Origin of the sequence: Paenibacillus sp. AD87 (genome assembly GCF_001659845.1) — a bacterium.
In the GTDB taxonomy this organism is placed as follows: Bacteria; Bacillota; Bacilli; order Paenibacillales; family Paenibacillaceae; genus Paenibacillus; species Paenibacillus marchantiae.
In genome coordinates this window covers 2,383,569-2,401,157 of sequence record NZ_LXQN01000007.1, presented here as the reverse complement: position 1 = coordinate 2,401,157, position 17,589 = coordinate 2,383,569, and the positions used below count along the sequence as shown (strand labels likewise).

Sequence of the window (17,589 nt, the reverse complement as noted above, 5' to 3'; positions counted from 1 at the left end):
GAGCTTGTGAAAACAATTTATCGATTAGGTATAGATATCGGAGGCACATTCACGGATGCCCTGGTTATGGACAATCATGGCAGGGTGATTGCGGCACTGAAAACGCCATCGATTGCAGTAGCTCCGGAACAGGCGATTTTTAATGCACTTGATCAGCTCAAGGAAAGCGGAGTCGATCTTCATGAGATCGATCTGTTTGTGCACGGAACAACACTTGGGGTTAACACCCTAATTGAGCGTAACGGCGCAGTTACAGGTCTGTTGGTCACCAAAGGGTTCAGGGATATTCTCGAGATTCGGAGGCTACGACTCGAGGATACAACCAATCTGTATGGTGACAAGACCGATGCGCTTGTTCCAAGACATCTCGTTAAGGAAGTGGATGAGCGAGCACTTGCGAGCGGTAGCATACTTCAACCACTGGATCAGAAGCAACTGCTTCAAGCGGTAGACGAGCTGGTGGAAGAGGGGGTTACTGCCTTGGCGATCAGTTTCTTGCACGCTTATGTCAATCCTGCTCATGAGAAGCACGCGGAAGAGTTAATCAGGGAACGTCATCCGCACCTGTTTCTCTGCAGAAGCAGTGCCATTTGGCCGCAGCAGCGTGAATACGAACGTACACTCGCCACAGCTATGAATGCATATGTTGGGGAACGCATGGGATCATACTTTCTGCGTCTGCAAGAAGGAATTGGCGCTTACGGTCTGAAAGCCAATCTGCTGTCCACGATGTCCAATGGTGGAATCATGACGGCGGCCAGAGCGGCCAAAGAGCCTGTACGTACTCTTCTGTCCGGACCTGCTTCCGGCGTCATCGCCGCAACCCATATTGCTGAGCAGGCCGGTATTCATCAAGTCATCACGTTCGACATGGGCGGGACAAGCGTTGATGTTGCCCTCATCGATAAAGAGCCTGCCTATTCTACCGAGAATAAGGTTGGGGATTTTCCAGTCATCATTCCCGCTGTGGATGTAACCGCGATTGGAGCGGGTGGGGGCTCAATTGCCTGGCTCGATTCCGTAGGCGTACTCAAGGTGGGACCACGAAGCGCAGGAGCCAATCCGGGTCCAGCCTCCTATCATCGTGGGGGAGAAGAGCCAACAACAACGGATGCTTATCTGCAACTGGGCATTTTGCAGGCTGATCGATTCCTTGGCGGACAGATGAATCTTTACCCCGAGCTTGCAGAACGTGCTCTGGGCAATCTTGGCGAACGGCTTGAACTAAGTCCCACGCAAACTGCACAGGCCATTCTTGATGTGGCCACCGCCAATATGTATGCCCAGTTCTCTCCGCTCATGGCACGCAAGGGGGTTGATCCCCGGGACTTTACGCTGCTCGCCTATGGTGGAGCTGGGCCGATGCATGCTTTTCTCATGGCGCGTGAAGTGGGCATCCGCCGAGTGCTGATCCCGCCATCTCCAGGAACACTTTGTGCCATGGGCTGCACGGTTGCAAACCTTCGCAATGATTTCGTTCATACCTTGCACAAAAACAGTCACACGCTTGAGCCTGGTGAGTTAGCGAATCTATACACCAGACTGGAGCATCAAGGGCGTAGTTGGGTTGAAGAGGAAGCCCGCGGCGGAGTGAAACTGGAACATATCTATTGCTTATACAGCGCCGACATGCGTTACGAAGGTCAGGCCTTTGATTTGGAGGTTACGCTCACATCCGAAGAAATCGCCGATCCTGAGAAAGCAAGGATCAAATTCCATATGTACTACCAAAATGTGTTTGGCATCAGCCAGCCGGAAGCTGATGTGATGTTCGTTAGTCTGAGAGCGACCATTGTTGGCATTCTGCCCACCCAAAGCACAGCATCTCCGGCAGAGTTGCCATTCGATGAGAGTGAAGCAGAAGAACGGATCATCACTTTTGACCACGAACAGCGAATAGCAAAAGTTCTAAAGAGGGGACAGATCCCACTGGATATGCCCATTCTTGGGCCCGTTATTGTGGAGGAATATGATACAACCATTTTCATCCCGCCTGGGTTTACGGTATACCGGGATGGTAACGGTAATGTGATTGGGGAGGTGGAGCAATGATTGGCGACAAGGTTTTTCTTGAAATTTTCAACAACCGGATTCAGGCTGCGGTGGAGGAAATGGCCAATGTCGTGCTGCGCACGGGATTCACCGCTTTTGTTAAAGAAACGGGCGATTTTGGAACCTACCTCTTGTCACCATCCGGGGAAACGTTTGGGTCACCATTGGAGACGGGTTACAATCTGTCCCTTGGCATCCCCGCCGCGGCGACCATAAACAGCATTACAGACTGGAAGGAAGGCGATCTGGTCATCTGCAATGATCCTTATTCCACCAAAGGCATGGTGACACATCTACCGGATGTTCATCTGATCAAGCCCTACTTTCACAATGGTGAAATTATCGCATACGGCATGTGCTTCGTTCATTCTTCCGATGTAGGTGGTAAGGTACCGGGGAGCGTATCTCCAAGCGCCTACGATATTCATATGGAAGGCATTCGAATTGCGCCAGTCAAGCTGTATGAAGCAGGCGTTCTTAATGAGCAGATACTGCGCATGTTTCTGGACAATAGCCGCATTCCGGAGCAAAACCTCGGTGATCTCAAGGCACTGATGGCAGCCTTGAATCGGGGGGAGCAGCGACTAGAAGAGCTTATCGGCCGCTACGGAGTAGAGCGAATTCAGCAGGGCATTGAGCATTTGCTGGAATACGCTGAGTTAAAGGCACGCGCCATCGTACAGGAGATCCCGGACGGTTCGTATGAGTTTTGGGACTATCTGGAGAAAGGTCCTGGCGGTTATCCCATCCGATTGCGCTGCAAAATGACAATCGCGGGCAGTGATATTCATCTGGACTTTAGCGGAACCGACCCTCAGGTCAGAGCATCGTTCAATATTCCTACCCACAATCAACAGGGGCATTACATGTTGGTTCCCGCACTCATTCGTTATTTCCGTACGCTCGATCCAACAATTCCATGGAATTCGGGCATGATTCGCATGGTTCGAAATTACGCACCACCGGCTTCAGTTCTCAACCCGGAGCCGATGGCGGCGGTTGGCGCACGAGCAGCTACCTTTATTCGGCTAATGGATGTCATCACAGGTGCTCTTGGAAAAGCTCAGGCAAGTAAGGTTCCCGCCGCAGGAGCCGGACAGGCATGCATCGTTATGATGGCGATGACAGATGCGTCAGATGGCAAAAAAAAGGTTGGCGTGATCCAGCCGATATGTGGCGGTTCAGGAGCAAGACCGATGAAGGACGGAATTGATGGCATGGATTTTGCCGTGGGTCATCTTCGAAACATTCCTGCAGAAACAGTAGAATCCGAAATGCCTGTGCTCATAGAGCATTATGGCCTTCGTGCTGATTCTGCTGGTGCTGGAACCTTCCGTGGTGGAAGCGGAATCGACCTGTGTGTCAAAATTCTTACACCAGATACCGTAATGACTGCCAGAAATATGGAGCGTATGGAGTTTCATCCGTGGGGCAGGCTTGGCGGAGGTGTTGGTACCCACGGGGAAGCGATTCTCAATGCTGGACGTGCAAGTGAACACCATCTGGGAAGAATTGATGAGTTGCTGCTCCAACCCGGAGAGACGGTGACGTTCCTGTCACAGGGCGGAGGTGGATATGGCGATCCATTTGATCGGGATCCAATGCTGGTTCTGGAGGATGTTAGAAGAGGACTGGTATCGACGGAAAAAGCTCTTGAACTGTATGGTGTCGTCATAGAAGGCCGGAACCTGAACGTGAGTGAGACCAGACAGTTGCGGGCCAAGCGGGAACGGCAGCAGGAAGAATTCGATTATGGCTGGACAAGGAAACAGTTCGAGGCCATATGGACTGACGAGATGCAAGTATCGCTGAATCAGGCGCTGCTGAATGTTCCGCTGGCACTCAGAGACTACCTGAAGCGTCAGACCATGGGAGCCGTGGAGGAGAAGCAAACTGCGACCGTATCCGTATCTCCACATGAGATATCAGGCATTATGGAAGGGTTGCGTCAGAAAATAGGATTGCATTGATAAGGTACATCAAGGAAAAACGAATTAATTTTTGTCACATTTATAAACCAACTAAATCGATGGGGGAAATTCTCATGTTTAAATCAAACAAGAAACGCTTTCTCAGCCTCGCCTCACTGACACTGGCCGGTACACTGGTTCTCTCTGCATGCGGTGGAGCAAGCAGCTCCAGCAATACAGCAGGAGGGCCCGATTCTTCTGGAGGAAGCGGAGACAAGGTTAAACTGACCATGTTTATCTGGGCTGGCTCCAATCAGGATGTCGTTCCAAAAGAAGTGGTTGCAAATTACGTCAAAGAGCATCCAAATGTCGAAGTTACTTTTGAAGAATCATCCAATGCAGTCATGTATCCGAAAATGGTCGCTGGCAAGCAGGCTGATCCCAACAATCCAGTTGTCAACTTTGGTTACTTCAACGCAGATGCGACGGCAAAAGGCTTGAACGATGATATGTGGGAGCCACTGGATACAAGCATCGTGACCAATATCAAGGATATCCCGGAGCAGTTCCACAAGCCTGACAACAAGGGTGTCGTGTGGGGAGTTTCGAGCTTCGCGCTTATCTATAACAAAGACCTTGTAAAAACACCGCCAACTAGCTGGAATGATCTGTGGGATAACGAGGAATTCAAAGGGAAAACGGCACTTTGGGACTACATGTTCTATTCCTATATCTCTCCACTTGTTGCAGTCAAAGGACAGGAGCTTGGCGCATCGTATGAGAATCCGGAGCCAGCATTCCAGTTCTGGGCAGATCACAGTGACCAGATCGGTACATTGGTTACATCCAATGACCAGTTGAAGGCTCTTCTGGAGTCGGGAGATGCTCTGATTGCTCCTTTCAGTGCACAGGTTGCACAGACATGGATTGACGGCGGTTCTCCACTCGCTGTAGCGTATCCGAGCGAAGGAGCCATTTCCTTCCCGTACACACTTCAGGTTGTGAAGGGGTCAACACCTGAGCAGACACGTGTAGCCAACGAAATTATCAACGAGCTGCTGAGCGCAGAGGCGCTGTCACAATATGCAGAAGCAACAGGTACACCGGTAACCAGCACGACTGCTGCCGTTCCGGACAAATACAAGGACGATCCTTCCTTCTCCGTGGAAACACAGAGCAACGGGATTAGTCCTGACTGGGATGTTCTTGCTCAAAACAGCTCTTCCTGGAAGGATCTATGGGACCGACTCGTCAAAACCAAACTTCAATAAATGATGGTTTTCAGACAAACCATGATAACGGGTTCTATTTCGAACCCGTTATGGACGGGAGGGAAACAGAGATGAGCAGTGAACAAGAACTCATTTCCATTGAAACAAGAGAAGTCACAAAGACCTACGGAGAGCGAGCAGCGGTTAACCATGTGTCACTACAGGTGAAGAAGGGAGAATTCGTTTCCCTGTTAGGTCCGAGTGGCTGTGGCAAAACAACACTGCTGCGGATGCTTGGCGGACTTGAGCAGCCGGATCAGGGGTGCATTATGCTGGGAGGTCGGGATGTAACCGGCATCCCGGCCTACGGACGCAACAGCAACATGATTTTTCAGCAGCTTGCGCTATTCCCACATATGGACGTATTCAACAACATCGCCTATGGGCTAAAGGTGAAGAAGTTACCGAAAGCCGATATCAGGAAGCAGGTACACGAAATGCTTGAGCTGGTACAGCTCGGAGATTATGGCAGACGAGCTGTTTCCCAGTTATCCGGGGGGCAGGCTCAACGCGTAGCCATTGCTCGCGCGTTAATCAACAGACCCGAAGTTTTGCTGCTCGATGAGCCACTTTCCGCACTGGATATGCAGCTGCGTCTGGATATGCAGCGCGAACTGAAACGCATACAACGAGAGTTCGGCGGTACGTTCATCTTTGTAACGCATGATCAGAATGAAGCCATGAACATGTCAGATCGGATCGGCGTCATGCGCGCTGGCAAGCTGCTGCAATATGCTACGCCTGATGAAATCTATGAAAGACCGGCAGACAGCTTCGTGGCCAAGTTCATCGGCGATACCAATCTTCTGGCAACAACGGTGCTTGGACAGGATACGAATGGAATCCGGGTTGAATGCTTCGGGTATTCGCTGTTGGTGAAGACAAATGAGGACACCCCGGTTGCCCTAATAGGTGACCGGCACTCGTTGTCCATTCGCAACGAATATATTCGACTTGGAGAGGATGCGAACCCTTGCCTGAACAAGCTGGATGGACGTGTCATAGAAGCAGTGTATGGCGGGGCAAATATTCGTTACACGATCCAGATTGCTGAGGGGTTTCTGGTTCAGGCCAGTGTACTGCATCAGCGGGGAGCCTCACGTTTTAGCCCGGGGGAGCCAATCCAGATTGGCTTTGATCCGGAGGAAGCGCTCTTGTTATCCGAACCTTTGCTGCTTAATCCGGTACAGGAGGAAGGGATATGAATCGGGTTACGGATCGGATCGTGAATCTGTATTCATCCAAAAACCGCCGGTGGATTACCCAGTTGCTTCTTCTGCTACCCGCTCTGACCCTGATGGGCATCGTGTATCTGGGTGGCCTGCTCATCTTTGGCAGGTACAGCTTTGATATCTATGAAAATGGCAAGCTCATCCGGGGCTGGGAGTGGGATGCCTATCGTGCTTTTCTGTCCGATCCGTACTATTGGAAGCTGATAGGCACCACATTTCGCGTTGCCTTCAAGGTCACGCTATGGAGCCTGCTGCTTGCATACCCGCTAGCTTATTGTATTGCCGGCCTGAAGAAACCGGGCATGAAGCAATTGTTGCTGCTGCTTACGTTTCTTCCGCTGCTGGTCAGCGCGGTTGTTCGATCCTATGGCTGGCAGCTGCTGCTATCCAAACAGGGTTTCATGAACTGGCTGTTTATACGACTTGGAATCACGGATGATGGCTTCAGTATGATATATAACGAGACTGGTGTGGTCGTCGCTCTTGTTCATATTTTTCTGCCGTTCATGGTCTTTCCGATCCTGAATGTATTGTCGCAAAGTGACGCTTCGCTAAAAGCGGCTGCACAGGATCTGGGAGCAGGAAGCTGGCGGACATTCCTCACGATTACCCTGCCTTTATCAGCGAGAGGTATTGCTAGCGGGGTACAGATTGTATTCACGCTATGCCTCACGGCCTTTACAACGCCCCAACTGATTGGCGGAGGCAGAGTCATGACACTGCCGGTATTTATTTACCAGCGAACACTGGATACCAACTGGCCGATGGCTGCGGTAGCAAGTATATTCTTGCTCGTTTCTTCCATCATCGTTTCACTTTTGGTCAATAAAGGAGCCGAAATGCTGATGTTCCGTCGTTCCCGGAAGGGAGAGCAGGCTTATGGTTAAGTCGAAAAGGTTCACTAAATTGCTGCTCTATATATTTGCAGGGGCTGTAGCAGTTTATTTACTGTTGCCACTGCTCATGATCCTATTGACATCAGTAGGTTCCGGATCGGCCAGTAAATTCCCGCCGGAAGGTCTTACCCTGAAGTGGTATGCGAATCTGGGAGAGCAGACTCAGTTTCTCGTTGCATTCAAGAACAGTCTGATTGCCTCCACTGGAGCGGTATTGCTGGCGCTGATTACCGGAACACTTGCGGCGCTGGCTATCGTACATTACCCTTTCCCGGGTGCTGGCATCTTAAGAGCCTTTTTTGTATCCCCAATGGTTATGCCGAAAATTACGCTTGGTATTGCGTATCTAATTTTGTTCTCCAAAATGCATATTGCAGGCGGATTGTTCGCTCTTATTTTGGGTGAAGCGGTCATCGTGCTTCCATTCGTGCTAACACTTGTAGGCAGTGCATTGGCCAACCTGCAACCCGCACACCGAGAGGCGGCAGCAGACCTTGGAGCAGGGCCACTGCGTATCTTTTTTACAATCACATTGCCACAGCTTAGACTATCTCTGCTCCTTTCAGGGTCAATCGCATTTGTCTTCACTTTTGACCAGGTAGAGGCTGCACTACTGCTGCTTCGTCAGGACAGCTACACTCTGCCGATACAACTGTTTCTTTATATGGAAAAGTGGCAGGACCCGACGATCGCTGTTGTATCTGTCGTACTTATCGCTTTTGCACTGGCCTTGTTCATGATCATCAAGCTGGTATTGCGCTCAGTACCTGGACTTGAAAGTTTGTTTGGGGGCAGGAAAAACAAAAGGAGGTCTGAATCATGAACAATTCAAATCATATATCCCACAGCTCGGGTCTCAACCGGGACCGGGCGGAAGACGTAATGAAAACTCAGGGACTTCGTGCCCTGATCGCAACAACTCCGGAAAATATTCACTATGTCATCGGCTCCCAGCTACGCGCAAGCAACTGGACCATGCAGATTTACGCCATTCTACCTGCCGACCGATCCGCTCGGCCATGTATCGTCATTCCGACGAATCGTTTGGGCGTTGTGGCCCAATTCGGTATCACTGGAGTAGATATATTTGCCTACAGTGACTTCTTCGTGGAAGGTTCGATCGAAGGCAAACCTTCTACGGATGACATTGATCTGTTCTACTCTCTGCTACAAACGACAGTCATTCATCCAGGGCCGATAGAAGCGCTTAAAGCTGCACTGAAACAACTCGACATCGAGAATCAACCGATTGGAATCGATGAGATGCGAATCGCTCCTGAACTTTTGGCACGGATCACGGAGGATGCGCCTCAAGGAGCAGTTGTTCACGCGTACAAGCTATTTCGCCAAATCCGCTTGGTTAAGACGCCTTTCGAAATCGAGCAGCTCCGACAGGCTGCCCAAGTCAATGAACGGATTGAGCAAGAGCTGATTGATCTGATCGCAGCCGGTGTTCATGAGAAGCAGCTTGCTGACCATTATCGGCTATCTGTGATGAAAGCAGGTGGGACTCCTGCAATGACTGCGGTAGGAGCGGGTCCGCGCAGTGCGCTGCCGCTCATCGAAAATTATTTTCATACCATCGAGTCAGGCGATCAGATCCGCTTTGATCTGTGCTTGCAACTGGAAGGATACTGGGGAGATACAGGGCGTACCGTTGTGGCAGGAGAGCCAACTCCCTGGATGAAAAAACATTTTAATGCAGTAAAAAGTGGATGGGAGACGGCACTTGAAACCGTACGCCCTGGCGTCAAGGCTTCCGACGTCTTTCATGCGGCTGTGTCTCGCGTGCAGCGTGAGGGAATTCCGCATTACCGACGACAGCATGTTGGTCATGCCATTGGCTTGGAACTGTATGACGACATGACTCTTTCTCCTGGTGACCAGCGCATACTGGAGCCTGGCATGGTGCTGTGTGTGGAGGTACCATATTATGAGCTCGGCGCTGGTGGCTTCCAAATCGAGGACACGGTTGTTGTAACTCCAGATGGATATGAGTTTTTGACTCATATGGAGCGTAAACTGTTCATCAAATAACGATTAATGGAAGGCTTCAGCCAAGCGATCAGTCAGCAGCCGATCATGGAGCTTTCCTGCCGAGAAAGTTGGAATATCATGATTCAGCAGGGAACTAAGACGTTTCGTAACATTAGTCTTGCGCTGTTTGCCGGAGGTTTTGTAACTTTTGCGTTACTATACAGCCTCCAGCCCCTGATGCCCGAGATTAGCGAGGCATTTGCGATCTCGCCTGCACATTCCAGTCTTACCCTCTCAGTTACGACGATTGCCATGGCACTGACCATGTTATTCATCGGTTCCTTATCTGATTCATTGGGAAGACGTTTCATTATGACGACTGCTTTAGTTGTCTCATCTATTATTGCTATGATTAGCGCGTTTAGCCCTGGATTTACTGAGCTGCTTCTGCTTCGCATTCTCCAGGGAGTTGCACTTGCCGGGCTGCCCGCGACAGCCATGACATATCTGTCCGAAGAGATTGAGCCTGCCAGTCTAGGGTATGCCATGGGCCTCTATATCAGCGGAAATTCGATCGGGGGTATGGCTGGTCGTTTTATCAGCGGCGTGATCACAGACTGGTTCAGTTGGCGTGCTGCAATTGGTTTTATCGGTATTCTTGGCCTATGTGCGGCTGTTATTTTCTGGCTTGTCATCCCGCCATCCCGCCATTTTGTCAAAGCGACTCCTGGATTCAAAAAGATCATTCCGCTTTTGTGGTCACAGTGTCGGAATCCACGTCTACTTTGCCTTTACGGATTGGGATTTCTTCTGATGGGGGGCTTCGTGACGTTATTCAACTACATTGGATTTGAATTGACAGGAGAACCTTATCATCTTAGCCAGTCCATCGTCGGTAGCCTTTTTGTTGTGTACCTTATGGGTACGTTGAGCAGCACCTGGATGGGTAGGCTTGCAGATCGGTATGGAAGATCGAATGTCCTTGGAATCGCGCTAGGTATTATACTGGCCGGTGCAGTCTGTACCATTCACCCCGAACTTTGGGTCAAAATAATTGGACTTGCCCTGTTTGCCTTTGGTTTCTTTGGCGGACATTCCATCGCCAGCAGCTGGGTTGGACTCGTGGCAGATCAGCATAAATCCCAGGCCAATGCCTTGTATTTGTTTTTCTACTACGTGGGATCAAGTGTCAGCGGAACTGGAGGGGGACTACTTTACAGCCATCTGGGTTGGATTGGCATTGTGGGCATGATTGGTCTGTATGTGGTAATCGGCTTTATATTGTGTCGGTTGCTTATAGAAAGGGTACAAGAACATAAGCTTACTTTTTAGCTAAACATAGATCGAAAGTTCGGTAATAAAAAGCACTCATTTTGACCCATAATCATCCAATAGTCCCTAATACAATAACTAACTTTTTTCGACAAGTATTGCATATCCCGAAATACCGAGTATAATACTGGGTAAATAGATGCAAAGGGGATGCAATAAACGATGAAAACACATGCTGAACTGAACTCACTTCTTGTTGACGATTATCTGGATCTCCTGAACATAGCGAAACAGCTAGGTGATGAGGAGTGGAAAGAGGCCATTCTGCAAGCATTGAAAGAAGAAGTGGATGCTAATCATCATCTGGATTCAACCGAGGTTAGACAGGATCTTTGGAGTCAATTTGAAGGTATTAACGAACAGATGCATGATCTGTTAATGCAACTGAAAAATGCCGAGGGTCCCAAAGAGAAAGAACAGATTATTGAAGCCATTTGGGGACTGAAAGTGGACCGCCATGCCATTACTCGCAAACTTGAAACCATGAGCCGTGCCAGCGCTGGACATCAATAAAGCTCTAACGTTTATTATAAAAAAATAAAAACCCGCATGCCGCCCTATGGAATTAATAATTCATGGGTTGGCATGCGGGTTTTGTGTTTGTTGCTGTATTTGTTTAGTTAAGGGTTAAAACTGTTTAGCGAGTGTACGTGCCTCTTCAATGGCTTGCTGTTTGATCTCATCTGCCCGTTCCTTATATTGGTTATGTCCTTCCACAAAAATGCCTTCAAGCTTTGGAACACCCAGGAAAGACATGATAATGCTCAGGTAACGATGACCAGATTCCATCTGAGCCGCAGGCCCTTCGGAATAAATGCCGCCACGAGCCTGAATATGCAGTGCCTTTTTGTTGGAAAGCAATCCAACCGGGCCTTGTTCCGTATAACGGAACGTTTTACCAGCCACGCAGATGGAGTCGATATAAGCCTTCATAATTGGAGGAAAAGAGAAGTTCCACATCGGTGTTACAAAAACATATTTGTCAGCAGAGGCGAATTGATCCGATAATTCATTCAAACGTTGAACCTTAGCCTTTTCTTCAGAAGTCAATTCGCTGCCGGATTGAAGTTTCCCCCAACCACTGAATACATCTGCATCAATATGAGGAATATCCGAGCGATACAAATCCAGATGAATAACCTCATCCGAGGAATGGCTTTCACGATATGCATCCACAAACGCTTTACCTGCAGCCATGCTGAAGGAAGTTTCATGGTCATGAGGGTGGGCAGTAATATACAATAATGTAGACATTCGGTTCTTCCTCTCTATGATGTTTTTTGCCAAAAAGGGCCGACATTAATAAGCGACCGATGTAGTATGCATCGTTTATAACGTTTTATACCTGGATAGTGACCTGGTACTCAATCATGTATAATACATTGGTGTAAGGTGAATCGAACGATAATAGGAATGAGTGAGATGAGCGCATATGGGAATGGATCTGGAGAAGCAACGATTAAGCATTGAAGCAGCGAAATTGTATTATCAGTCGGATTACAGCCAGCAGGATATTGCGGTCAGGCTGGGCGTGTCACGTCCAACGGTATCTCGGTTACTTCAGTATGCGAAAGATCGCGGTTACGTTCGCATTGAAATTATGGACCCGCTGGAGGATATCGACATTATCGCCGGGGAACTCAAGGCCAAGTATAATCTGGATACTGCGCTTGTATGTTTTGCCCCGTTGAAGAGTGATGAAGAAATTTTGAAACATATTAGCAAAAGAGCAGCAGATTACTTACAAGATACGGTGCAAGATGCGGACATTATTGGGGTAACCTGGGGGACAACCATGAACGCCGTAGCCCGTCAGCTTCGTCCCAAGCAAGTCAAAGGCGTGGAAGTGGTTCAACTTAAGGGAGGCGTAAGTCATTCCCACGTGAATACGTATGCGGCAGAAATTGTTCATTTATTTGCGGAAGCTTTCCATACGGTTCCCCGATATTTGCCTTTGCCCGTGATCTTCGACAACATTGAAGTCAAAAAAATGGTAGAAGCAGACCGACATATTGGCAGGATCGTGGAACTTGGCCGACAGGCGAATATTGCCATGTTTACCGTAGGTACAGTGAAGGAAGATGCACTTTTGTTCAGACTGGGGTACTTTAATGATGAAGAACAGCAATTGCTGATGCATTCAGGTGCAGGTGACATTTGTTCACGTTTTTTTGACGCCGAGGGCCGCTTGATCAGTGATGAGATTAACAACAGAACCGTCGGAATTGACCTGGCCGAGCTGCGAAATAAGGAAAAATCGATTCTCGTGGCCGGGGGAAAACGTAAAATAGAAGCCATTCATGCTGCGCTCAAAGGTCATTACGCCAACATTTTGGTAACAGATCAATACACAGCTCAGGCTTTGCTCCGATTATAATTCAATGGATGACAACATCTGCCACGCGACATGGGCGGATGTTTTGCTTTCTTAGACAGAAGCTATACTGTACGATTTCATCTTGGTGAGGGAAGCCTTTTGTTTAATGAAGTTTCCATGGAATGTGTTAAGATTTCAATGATGAACAAAAGTTCATATTGATTTTTACATATGTTCATGTTAGGGTAGGGATATAGAAAATAACTAGTTCAGATAAGGGGAGATTGAATTGACTACACCACAATTAGCCAAAATGATAGATCATACCTTGCTTCGTGCAGATGCAACACAAAGTGAAATGGCCAAATTGACCGAAGAAGCGAAACAATATCAATTTGCTTCTGTATGTGTTAACCCAGGCTGGGTTGCTTATGCTGCTGAACAGCTTCAAGGTACTGGCGTAGATATTTGTACCGTTATTGGTTTCCCTCTGGGAGCTTCCACTTCCGAGACCAAAGCATTCGAAACTAAAGACGCGATCGCTAAAGGTGCTACTGAGGTGGATATGGTCATCAACATTAGTGCTTTGAAAGATGGTAAAGATGACGTTGTTGAACAGGATATCCGTGCAGTTGTTGAAGCAGCAGCGGGTAAAGCTTTGGTGAAAGTCATTATCGAAACTTGTCTGTTGACGGATGAAGAGAAAGTACGTGCATGTCAGGCAGCAGTAAAAGCTGGAGCTGATTTTGTCAAAACGTCCACAGGTTTCTCTACGGGTGGAGCAACACCAGAAGACATCGCTTTGATGCGCCGTACCGTAGGTCCAGATGTAGGCGTTAAAGCTTCCGGCGGCGTGCGTAGTCTGGAAGACATGCAAAAAATGATCGATGCAGGAGCAACTCGGATTGGCGCAAGTTCCGGTGTGAAAATCATGCAAGGCGAACAATCTACATCTAATTATTAAATCGTGAGTAACTTAGCTCGATAAATTCCACTAGATGGAATGCTTGGATGCTTTAAAAGGGTTTAACTTGTTCTTCATATCTATAAATGGATGTGGAGAACAAGTTTTAAAGCTGATCCAAATTTTTATATTTTTAATTAAAAGAGAATCATAAAAAACCGAATTTATTGTAAGCGCTTCAACCGTTTTCTGAAAGGTTAATTCATCACATATATGGGAAACCTTTGAGCTGAATGATCATCCGGCTTAACTACCTTCAAAGGAGAGATAGAATGAAATTCCTAATTGCCCTTCTTGGTATACTTGTTGTCTTTGGACTAGCTTATCTGGTCAGCAACGGTAAGAAGAAGATCCGATATCGTCCACTAATTATCATGATTGTTTTGCAAGTTATATTGGGATACGCATTGTTGAACACAGAAATCGGGACGTTTTTGATTGGCGGTTTCGCGACTGTATTTGAAAGTTTGCTTGGCTATGCAAATGACGGTATCTCATTTGTATTCGGTGGCTTGACTACCGTTGGTGCAGACAGTGGGGGCGCGCCGTTTTTCCTCAGTGTATTGATGCCGATCGTCGTCATCTCAGCGCTCATTGGGATATTGCAGTATATCCGAATCTTACCTTTTGTTATAAAATATATTGGTCTGGTATTAAGCAAAGTCAACGGAATGGGCAAACTGGAATCATATAACGCGGTTGCTTCGGCTGTATTGGGGCAATCTGAAGTGTTCATTTCTGTGAAAAAACAAATTGGGTTGCTGCCGAAACATCGGCTGTACACCTTGTGTGCCTCGGCGATGTCCACGGTATCGATGTCGATTGTCGGTGCCTATATGTCCATGATTGATCCGAAATATGTGGTTACGGCACTTGTACTGAATCTGTTTGGCGGTTTTATCATTGCTTCCATCGTGAATCCTTATGAGGTTTCCGAGGAAGAAGATATATTGGAAGTACAGGAAGAGGAAAAACAATCCTTCTTCGAAATGTTGGGCGAGTACATTTTGGATGGTTTCAAAGTTGCCATCGTCGTAGCAGCAATGTTAATCGGTTTTGTTGCTTTGATCGCACTGGTTAACGGGATCTTCAGTGCAGTGCTCGGCATTTCGTTCCAGGAACTGCTTGGTTATGTGTTTGCACCATTTGCCTTCATTATGGGTGTTCCGTGGAAAGAAGCGATTCAAGCGGGAAGTATTATGGCTACCAAAATGGTATCCAACGAATTCGTTGCCATGCTTGATCTGACCAAACAGACTACATTGTCTGCCAGAACAACAGGTATCGTATCCGTCTTCCTCGTATCGTTCGCCAACTTCTCCTCTATCGGTATTATTGCCGGTGCGGTGAAGGGACTTCATGAGAAACAAGGTAATGTGGTGGCCCGCTTCGGTCTGAAACTGCTTTACGGTGCATCGCTTGTCAGCGTGCTGTCTGCGATCATCGCCGGACTGTTCTTGTAAAAGCCGGATTTATTGGAAGGAGTGCTTAAGTTATGTCAACATTCAAAAGAGTACATCTGATCGTTATGGATTCAGTGGGAATTGGTGAAGCGCCGGATGCAGCGGAATTCGATGATTTCGATGTCGATACCTTTGGTCACATTGCACGTGAACGCGGAGGATTGAAGATGCCGCATATGGCCAGTCTTGGACTGTCCAATATTAAGGAAATTGAAGGTGTGCCTGTAGCGGATGCACCAAAAGCCTTTTACACCAAGATGCAGGAAGCATCCAGAGGAAAAGACACCATGACGGGTCACTGGGAACTGATGGGCCTGTACATTGATACGCCATTCCGCGTGTTCGCAGACGGATTCCCGGATGAGTTGATTCAACGCATTGAGGAAAAAACAGGCCGTAAAGTGATCGGTAACAAACCGGCCAGCGGCACGGAAATTCTGGATGAGCTGGGTGCAGAGCATGTTGAAACTGGCGCGCTCATCGTATACACATCCGCGGATTCGGTTTTGCAAATTGCGGCACATGAGGACGTTGTACCATTGAAGGAACTGTATGAGATCTGTGAGTTCTGCCGTGAAATTACACTTGAAGATCCGTATATGCTGGGCCGCATTATTGCTCGTCCATTTGTAGGTGAAGCGGGTGACTGGAAGCGTACAGCTAACCGTCATGATTACGCGCTCAAACCTTTTGGCCGTACCGTGATGAATGAACTTAAAGATGGTGGATTTGACGTGATTGCTTTGGGTAAAATCGCAGATATCTACGATGGCGAAGGTGTAACCAAGTCTGTACGTACCGTCTCCAACATGGATGGCATGGACAAACTGTCCGAAACGATGGATGAGGCGTTCACTGGACTCAGCTTCCTGAACCTGGTTGACTTCGATGCCCTGTTCGGTCACCGTCGTGATCCACAAGGTTATGCTCAAGCACTTGAAGAGTATGATGCTCGTCTGCAAGAGATCTTCAGCAAAATGACAGACGATGATCTGCTGCTCATCACAGCTGACCATGGTAATGACCCAACCTACCGCGGAACGGACCATACACGTGAGTATGTGCCACTGCTTGTGTATTCTCCACGCTTCAGTGGGGGCAAAAAGCTTGAACTGCGCAGTACGTTTGCGGATGTTGGAGCAACAGTAGCTGAGAACTTCGGAGTGAAACTGCCTGAATATGGCACAAGCTTCCTGAAGGATTTGAAATAGTCAACATTTTTATCTTTAACTGAACTTGGGGAAAGCTGTTATTTTCTTGAAACATAAAGTTGGACAGGATAACCACGGGGACAGCTTCGGCTGTTCCGGTTCCTGGCCTTCATTCAATCATATGGATAACTGGAGGAGATTTAATCATGAGTACACATATTGGAGCTAAACCCGGAGATATCGCAGAAACAATCCTTTTGCCAGGAGACCCATTGCGTGCAAAATTTATTGCAGATACGTACCTTGAAGATGTTGTTTGTTACAACGAAGTTCGAGGAATGCTCGGATTCACGGGTACATATCAAGGACACCGTATCTCGGTGCAAGGCTCGGGCATGGGGATTCCATCGTTCAGCATCTATGCTAACGAACTGATCAGCGAATACGGTGTAAAAAACCTGATTCGTGTCGGAACTTGCGGAGGTATGCAAGAACATGTACGTGTTCGTGATGTTATCCTTGCTCAAGCTTCATGTACCGATTCCAGCATGAACAAACTCGTATTTGGTGGATATGACTTCTCCCCGATCGCGTCGTTCTCCCTGTTGAAAGAAGCCTATGACCGCGCAACTGCCAAAGGCATGAAAATCCATGTCGGTAACGTGTTCAGTTCCGATTCCTTCTATCGTGATGACCGTTCCGTGACTGAGAAATTGATGCAGCACGGCGTACTGGGCGTTGAGATGGAAACAACTGCACTGTACACACTCGCAGCCAAATTTGGCGTAAATGCACTCACGATCCTGACTGTAAGTGACCACTTGCTGACAGGTGAAGAGACTTCCGCCGAAGAGCGCCAAAAAACGTTCAACGACATGATGGTAGTAGCACTGGATACAGCAATTACGCTGTAAAAATCACTTAATTTATTAGTATCAATTGATTTTAATCGAAACTTTTGTTCCACGAGCGTAGTGGAGGAACCGGAATCGATTCTGAAGAAGCGAAGCGTTCGCCTTTGTCT

The 17,589-nt window shown here is 48.0% G+C and carries 15 protein-coding genes; 14 read left to right on the top strand and 1 reads right to left on the bottom strand.

All coding sequences use genetic code 11. The features are described from left to right. Nucleotides 1-6 precede the first annotated feature (6 nt). The 9 genes from gpAD87_RS10555 to gpAD87_RS10515 all read left to right on the top strand — a co-directional run bounded on the left by gpAD87_RS10555 (nucleotide 7) and on the right by gpAD87_RS10515 (nucleotide 11,183). Nucleotides 7-2,052: a hydantoinase/oxoprolinase family protein gene (locus gpAD87_RS10555; RefSeq protein ID WP_082935074.1), complete on the top strand. Its 2,046-nt coding sequence runs from the start codon at nucleotides 7-9 to the stop codon at nucleotides 2,050-2,052. Beyond that, nucleotides 2,049-4,022: a hydantoinase B/oxoprolinase family protein gene (locus gpAD87_RS10550; RefSeq protein WP_064638117.1), complete on the top strand. Its 1,974-nt coding sequence runs from the start codon at nucleotides 2,049-2,051 to the stop codon at nucleotides 4,020-4,022. Before gpAD87_RS10555 ends, gpAD87_RS10550 begins: the two co-directional genes overlap by 4 nt. 74 nt (nucleotides 4,023-4,096) lie before the next feature. Next, the gene (locus gpAD87_RS10545) at nucleotides 4,097-5,233 is read left to right on the top strand and encodes an ABC transporter substrate-binding protein (protein ID WP_064638114.1); all 1,137 of its coding nucleotides are present in this window, start codon (nucleotides 4,097-4,099) and stop codon (nucleotides 5,231-5,233) included. Nucleotides 5,234-5,304: 71 nt separating this feature from the next. Further along, a complete protein-coding gene (locus gpAD87_RS10540; RefSeq protein ID WP_082935073.1) occupies nucleotides 5,305-6,438 on the top strand; it encodes an ABC transporter ATP-binding protein in 1,134 nt (377 codons plus the stop codon). Next, nucleotides 6,435-7,352, top strand: coding sequence for an ABC transporter permease (locus tag gpAD87_RS10535; protein WP_064638111.1), 918 nt, complete (start codon nucleotides 6,435-6,437; stop codon nucleotides 7,350-7,352). Before gpAD87_RS10540 ends, gpAD87_RS10535 begins: the two co-directional genes overlap by 4 nt. Continuing rightward, the gene (locus tag gpAD87_RS10530; protein WP_064638110.1) at nucleotides 7,345-8,184 is read left to right on the top strand and encodes an ABC transporter permease; all 840 of its coding nucleotides are present in this window, start codon (nucleotides 7,345-7,347) and stop codon (nucleotides 8,182-8,184) included. Before gpAD87_RS10535 ends, gpAD87_RS10530 begins: the two co-directional genes overlap by 8 nt. Further along, nucleotides 8,181-9,398 (top strand): M24 family metallopeptidase, encoded by a 1,218-nt coding sequence (locus gpAD87_RS10525; RefSeq protein ID WP_064638105.1) that lies wholly within the window; start codon nucleotides 8,181-8,183, stop codon nucleotides 9,396-9,398. Before gpAD87_RS10530 ends, gpAD87_RS10525 begins: the two co-directional genes overlap by 4 nt. A gap of 78 nt (nucleotides 9,399-9,476) precedes the next feature. After that, nucleotides 9,477-10,670 carry an MFS transporter gene (locus tag gpAD87_RS10520; RefSeq protein WP_064640849.1) on the top strand — a complete coding sequence of 398 codons (1,194 nt, stop codon included), beginning with the start codon at nucleotides 9,477-9,479 and terminating at the stop codon, nucleotides 10,668-10,670. Nucleotides 10,671-10,832: 162 nt separating this feature from the next. Beyond that, nucleotides 10,833-11,183, top strand: coding sequence for a hypothetical protein (locus tag gpAD87_RS10515; RefSeq protein WP_064638102.1), 351 nt, complete (start codon nucleotides 10,833-10,835; stop codon nucleotides 11,181-11,183). 114 nt (nucleotides 11,184-11,297) lie between these two features. Here gpAD87_RS10515 and gpAD87_RS10510 read toward each other — a convergent pair whose 3' ends face one another. Then, the gene (locus gpAD87_RS10510; protein WP_063563896.1) at nucleotides 11,298-11,924 is read right to left on the bottom strand and encodes an FMN-dependent NADH-azoreductase; all 627 of its coding nucleotides are present in this window, start codon (nucleotides 11,922-11,924) and stop codon (nucleotides 11,298-11,300) included. A 184-nt stretch (nucleotides 11,925-12,108) separates the two neighbouring features. Here gpAD87_RS10510 and gpAD87_RS10505 point away from each other — a divergent pair, with 184 nt between their 5' ends. The 5 genes from gpAD87_RS10505 to deoD all read left to right on the top strand — a co-directional run bounded on the left by gpAD87_RS10505 (nucleotide 12,109) and on the right by deoD (nucleotide 17,479). After that, nucleotides 12,109-13,047 (top strand): sugar-binding transcriptional regulator, encoded by a 939-nt coding sequence (locus tag gpAD87_RS10505; RefSeq protein WP_063563981.1) that lies wholly within the window; start codon nucleotides 12,109-12,111, stop codon nucleotides 13,045-13,047. A 253-nt stretch (nucleotides 13,048-13,300) separates the two neighbouring features. Then, nucleotides 13,301-13,951: a deoxyribose-phosphate aldolase gene (deoC, locus tag gpAD87_RS10500; RefSeq protein WP_063563980.1), complete on the top strand. Its 651-nt coding sequence runs from the start codon at nucleotides 13,301-13,303 to the stop codon at nucleotides 13,949-13,951. A 272-nt stretch (nucleotides 13,952-14,223) separates the two neighbouring features. Next, nucleotides 14,224-15,414: a NupC/NupG family nucleoside CNT transporter gene (locus gpAD87_RS10495; protein ID WP_053780590.1), complete on the top strand. Its 1,191-nt coding sequence runs from the start codon at nucleotides 14,224-14,226 to the stop codon at nucleotides 15,412-15,414. A gap of 32 nt (nucleotides 15,415-15,446) precedes the next feature. After that, nucleotides 15,447-16,625 (top strand): phosphopentomutase, encoded by a 1,179-nt coding sequence (deoB, locus tag gpAD87_RS10490; RefSeq protein WP_064638100.1) that lies wholly within the window; start codon nucleotides 15,447-15,449, stop codon nucleotides 16,623-16,625. Between the two features lie 146 nt (nucleotides 16,626-16,771). Further along, nucleotides 16,772-17,479 (top strand): purine-nucleoside phosphorylase, encoded by a 708-nt coding sequence (gene deoD, locus gpAD87_RS10485; protein ID WP_063563894.1) that lies wholly within the window; start codon nucleotides 16,772-16,774, stop codon nucleotides 17,477-17,479. Nucleotides 17,480-17,589 lie beyond the last annotated feature (110 nt).

Coding starts and splice junctions, on each gene's coding strand:
- gpAD87_RS10550 (WP_064638117.1), top strand. CDS start 2,049: ATGATTGGCGACAAGGTTTTTCTTGAAATTTTCAACAACCGGATTCAG.
- gpAD87_RS10545 (WP_064638114.1), top strand. CDS start 4,097: ATGTTTAAATCAAACAAGAAACGCTTTCTCAGCCTCGCCTCACTGACA.
- gpAD87_RS10540 (WP_082935073.1), top strand. CDS start 5,305: ATGAGCAGTGAACAAGAACTCATTTCCATTGAAACAAGAGAAGTCACA.
- gpAD87_RS10535 (WP_064638111.1), top strand. CDS start 6,435: ATGAATCGGGTTACGGATCGGATCGTGAATCTGTATTCATCCAAAAAC.
- gpAD87_RS10530 (WP_064638110.1), top strand. CDS start 7,345: ATGGTTAAGTCGAAAAGGTTCACTAAATTGCTGCTCTATATATTTGCA.
- gpAD87_RS10525 (WP_064638105.1), top strand. CDS start 8,181: ATGAACAATTCAAATCATATATCCCACAGCTCGGGTCTCAACCGGGAC.
- gpAD87_RS10520 (WP_064640849.1), top strand. CDS start 9,477: ATGATTCAGCAGGGAACTAAGACGTTTCGTAACATTAGTCTTGCGCTG.
- gpAD87_RS10515 (WP_064638102.1), top strand. CDS start 10,833: ATGAAAACACATGCTGAACTGAACTCACTTCTTGTTGACGATTATCTG.
- gpAD87_RS10510 (WP_063563896.1), bottom strand. CDS start 11,924: ATGTCTACATTATTGTATATTACTGCCCACCCTCATGACCATGAAACT.
- gpAD87_RS10505 (WP_063563981.1), top strand. CDS start 12,109: ATGGATCTGGAGAAGCAACGATTAAGCATTGAAGCAGCGAAATTGTAT.
- deoC (WP_063563980.1), top strand. CDS start 13,301: ATGATAGATCATACCTTGCTTCGTGCAGATGCAACACAAAGTGAAATG.
- gpAD87_RS10495 (WP_053780590.1), top strand. CDS start 14,224: ATGAAATTCCTAATTGCCCTTCTTGGTATACTTGTTGTCTTTGGACTA.
- deoB (WP_064638100.1), top strand. CDS start 15,447: ATGTCAACATTCAAAAGAGTACATCTGATCGTTATGGATTCAGTGGGA.
- deoD (WP_063563894.1), top strand. CDS start 16,772: ATGAGTACACATATTGGAGCTAAACCCGGAGATATCGCAGAAACAATC.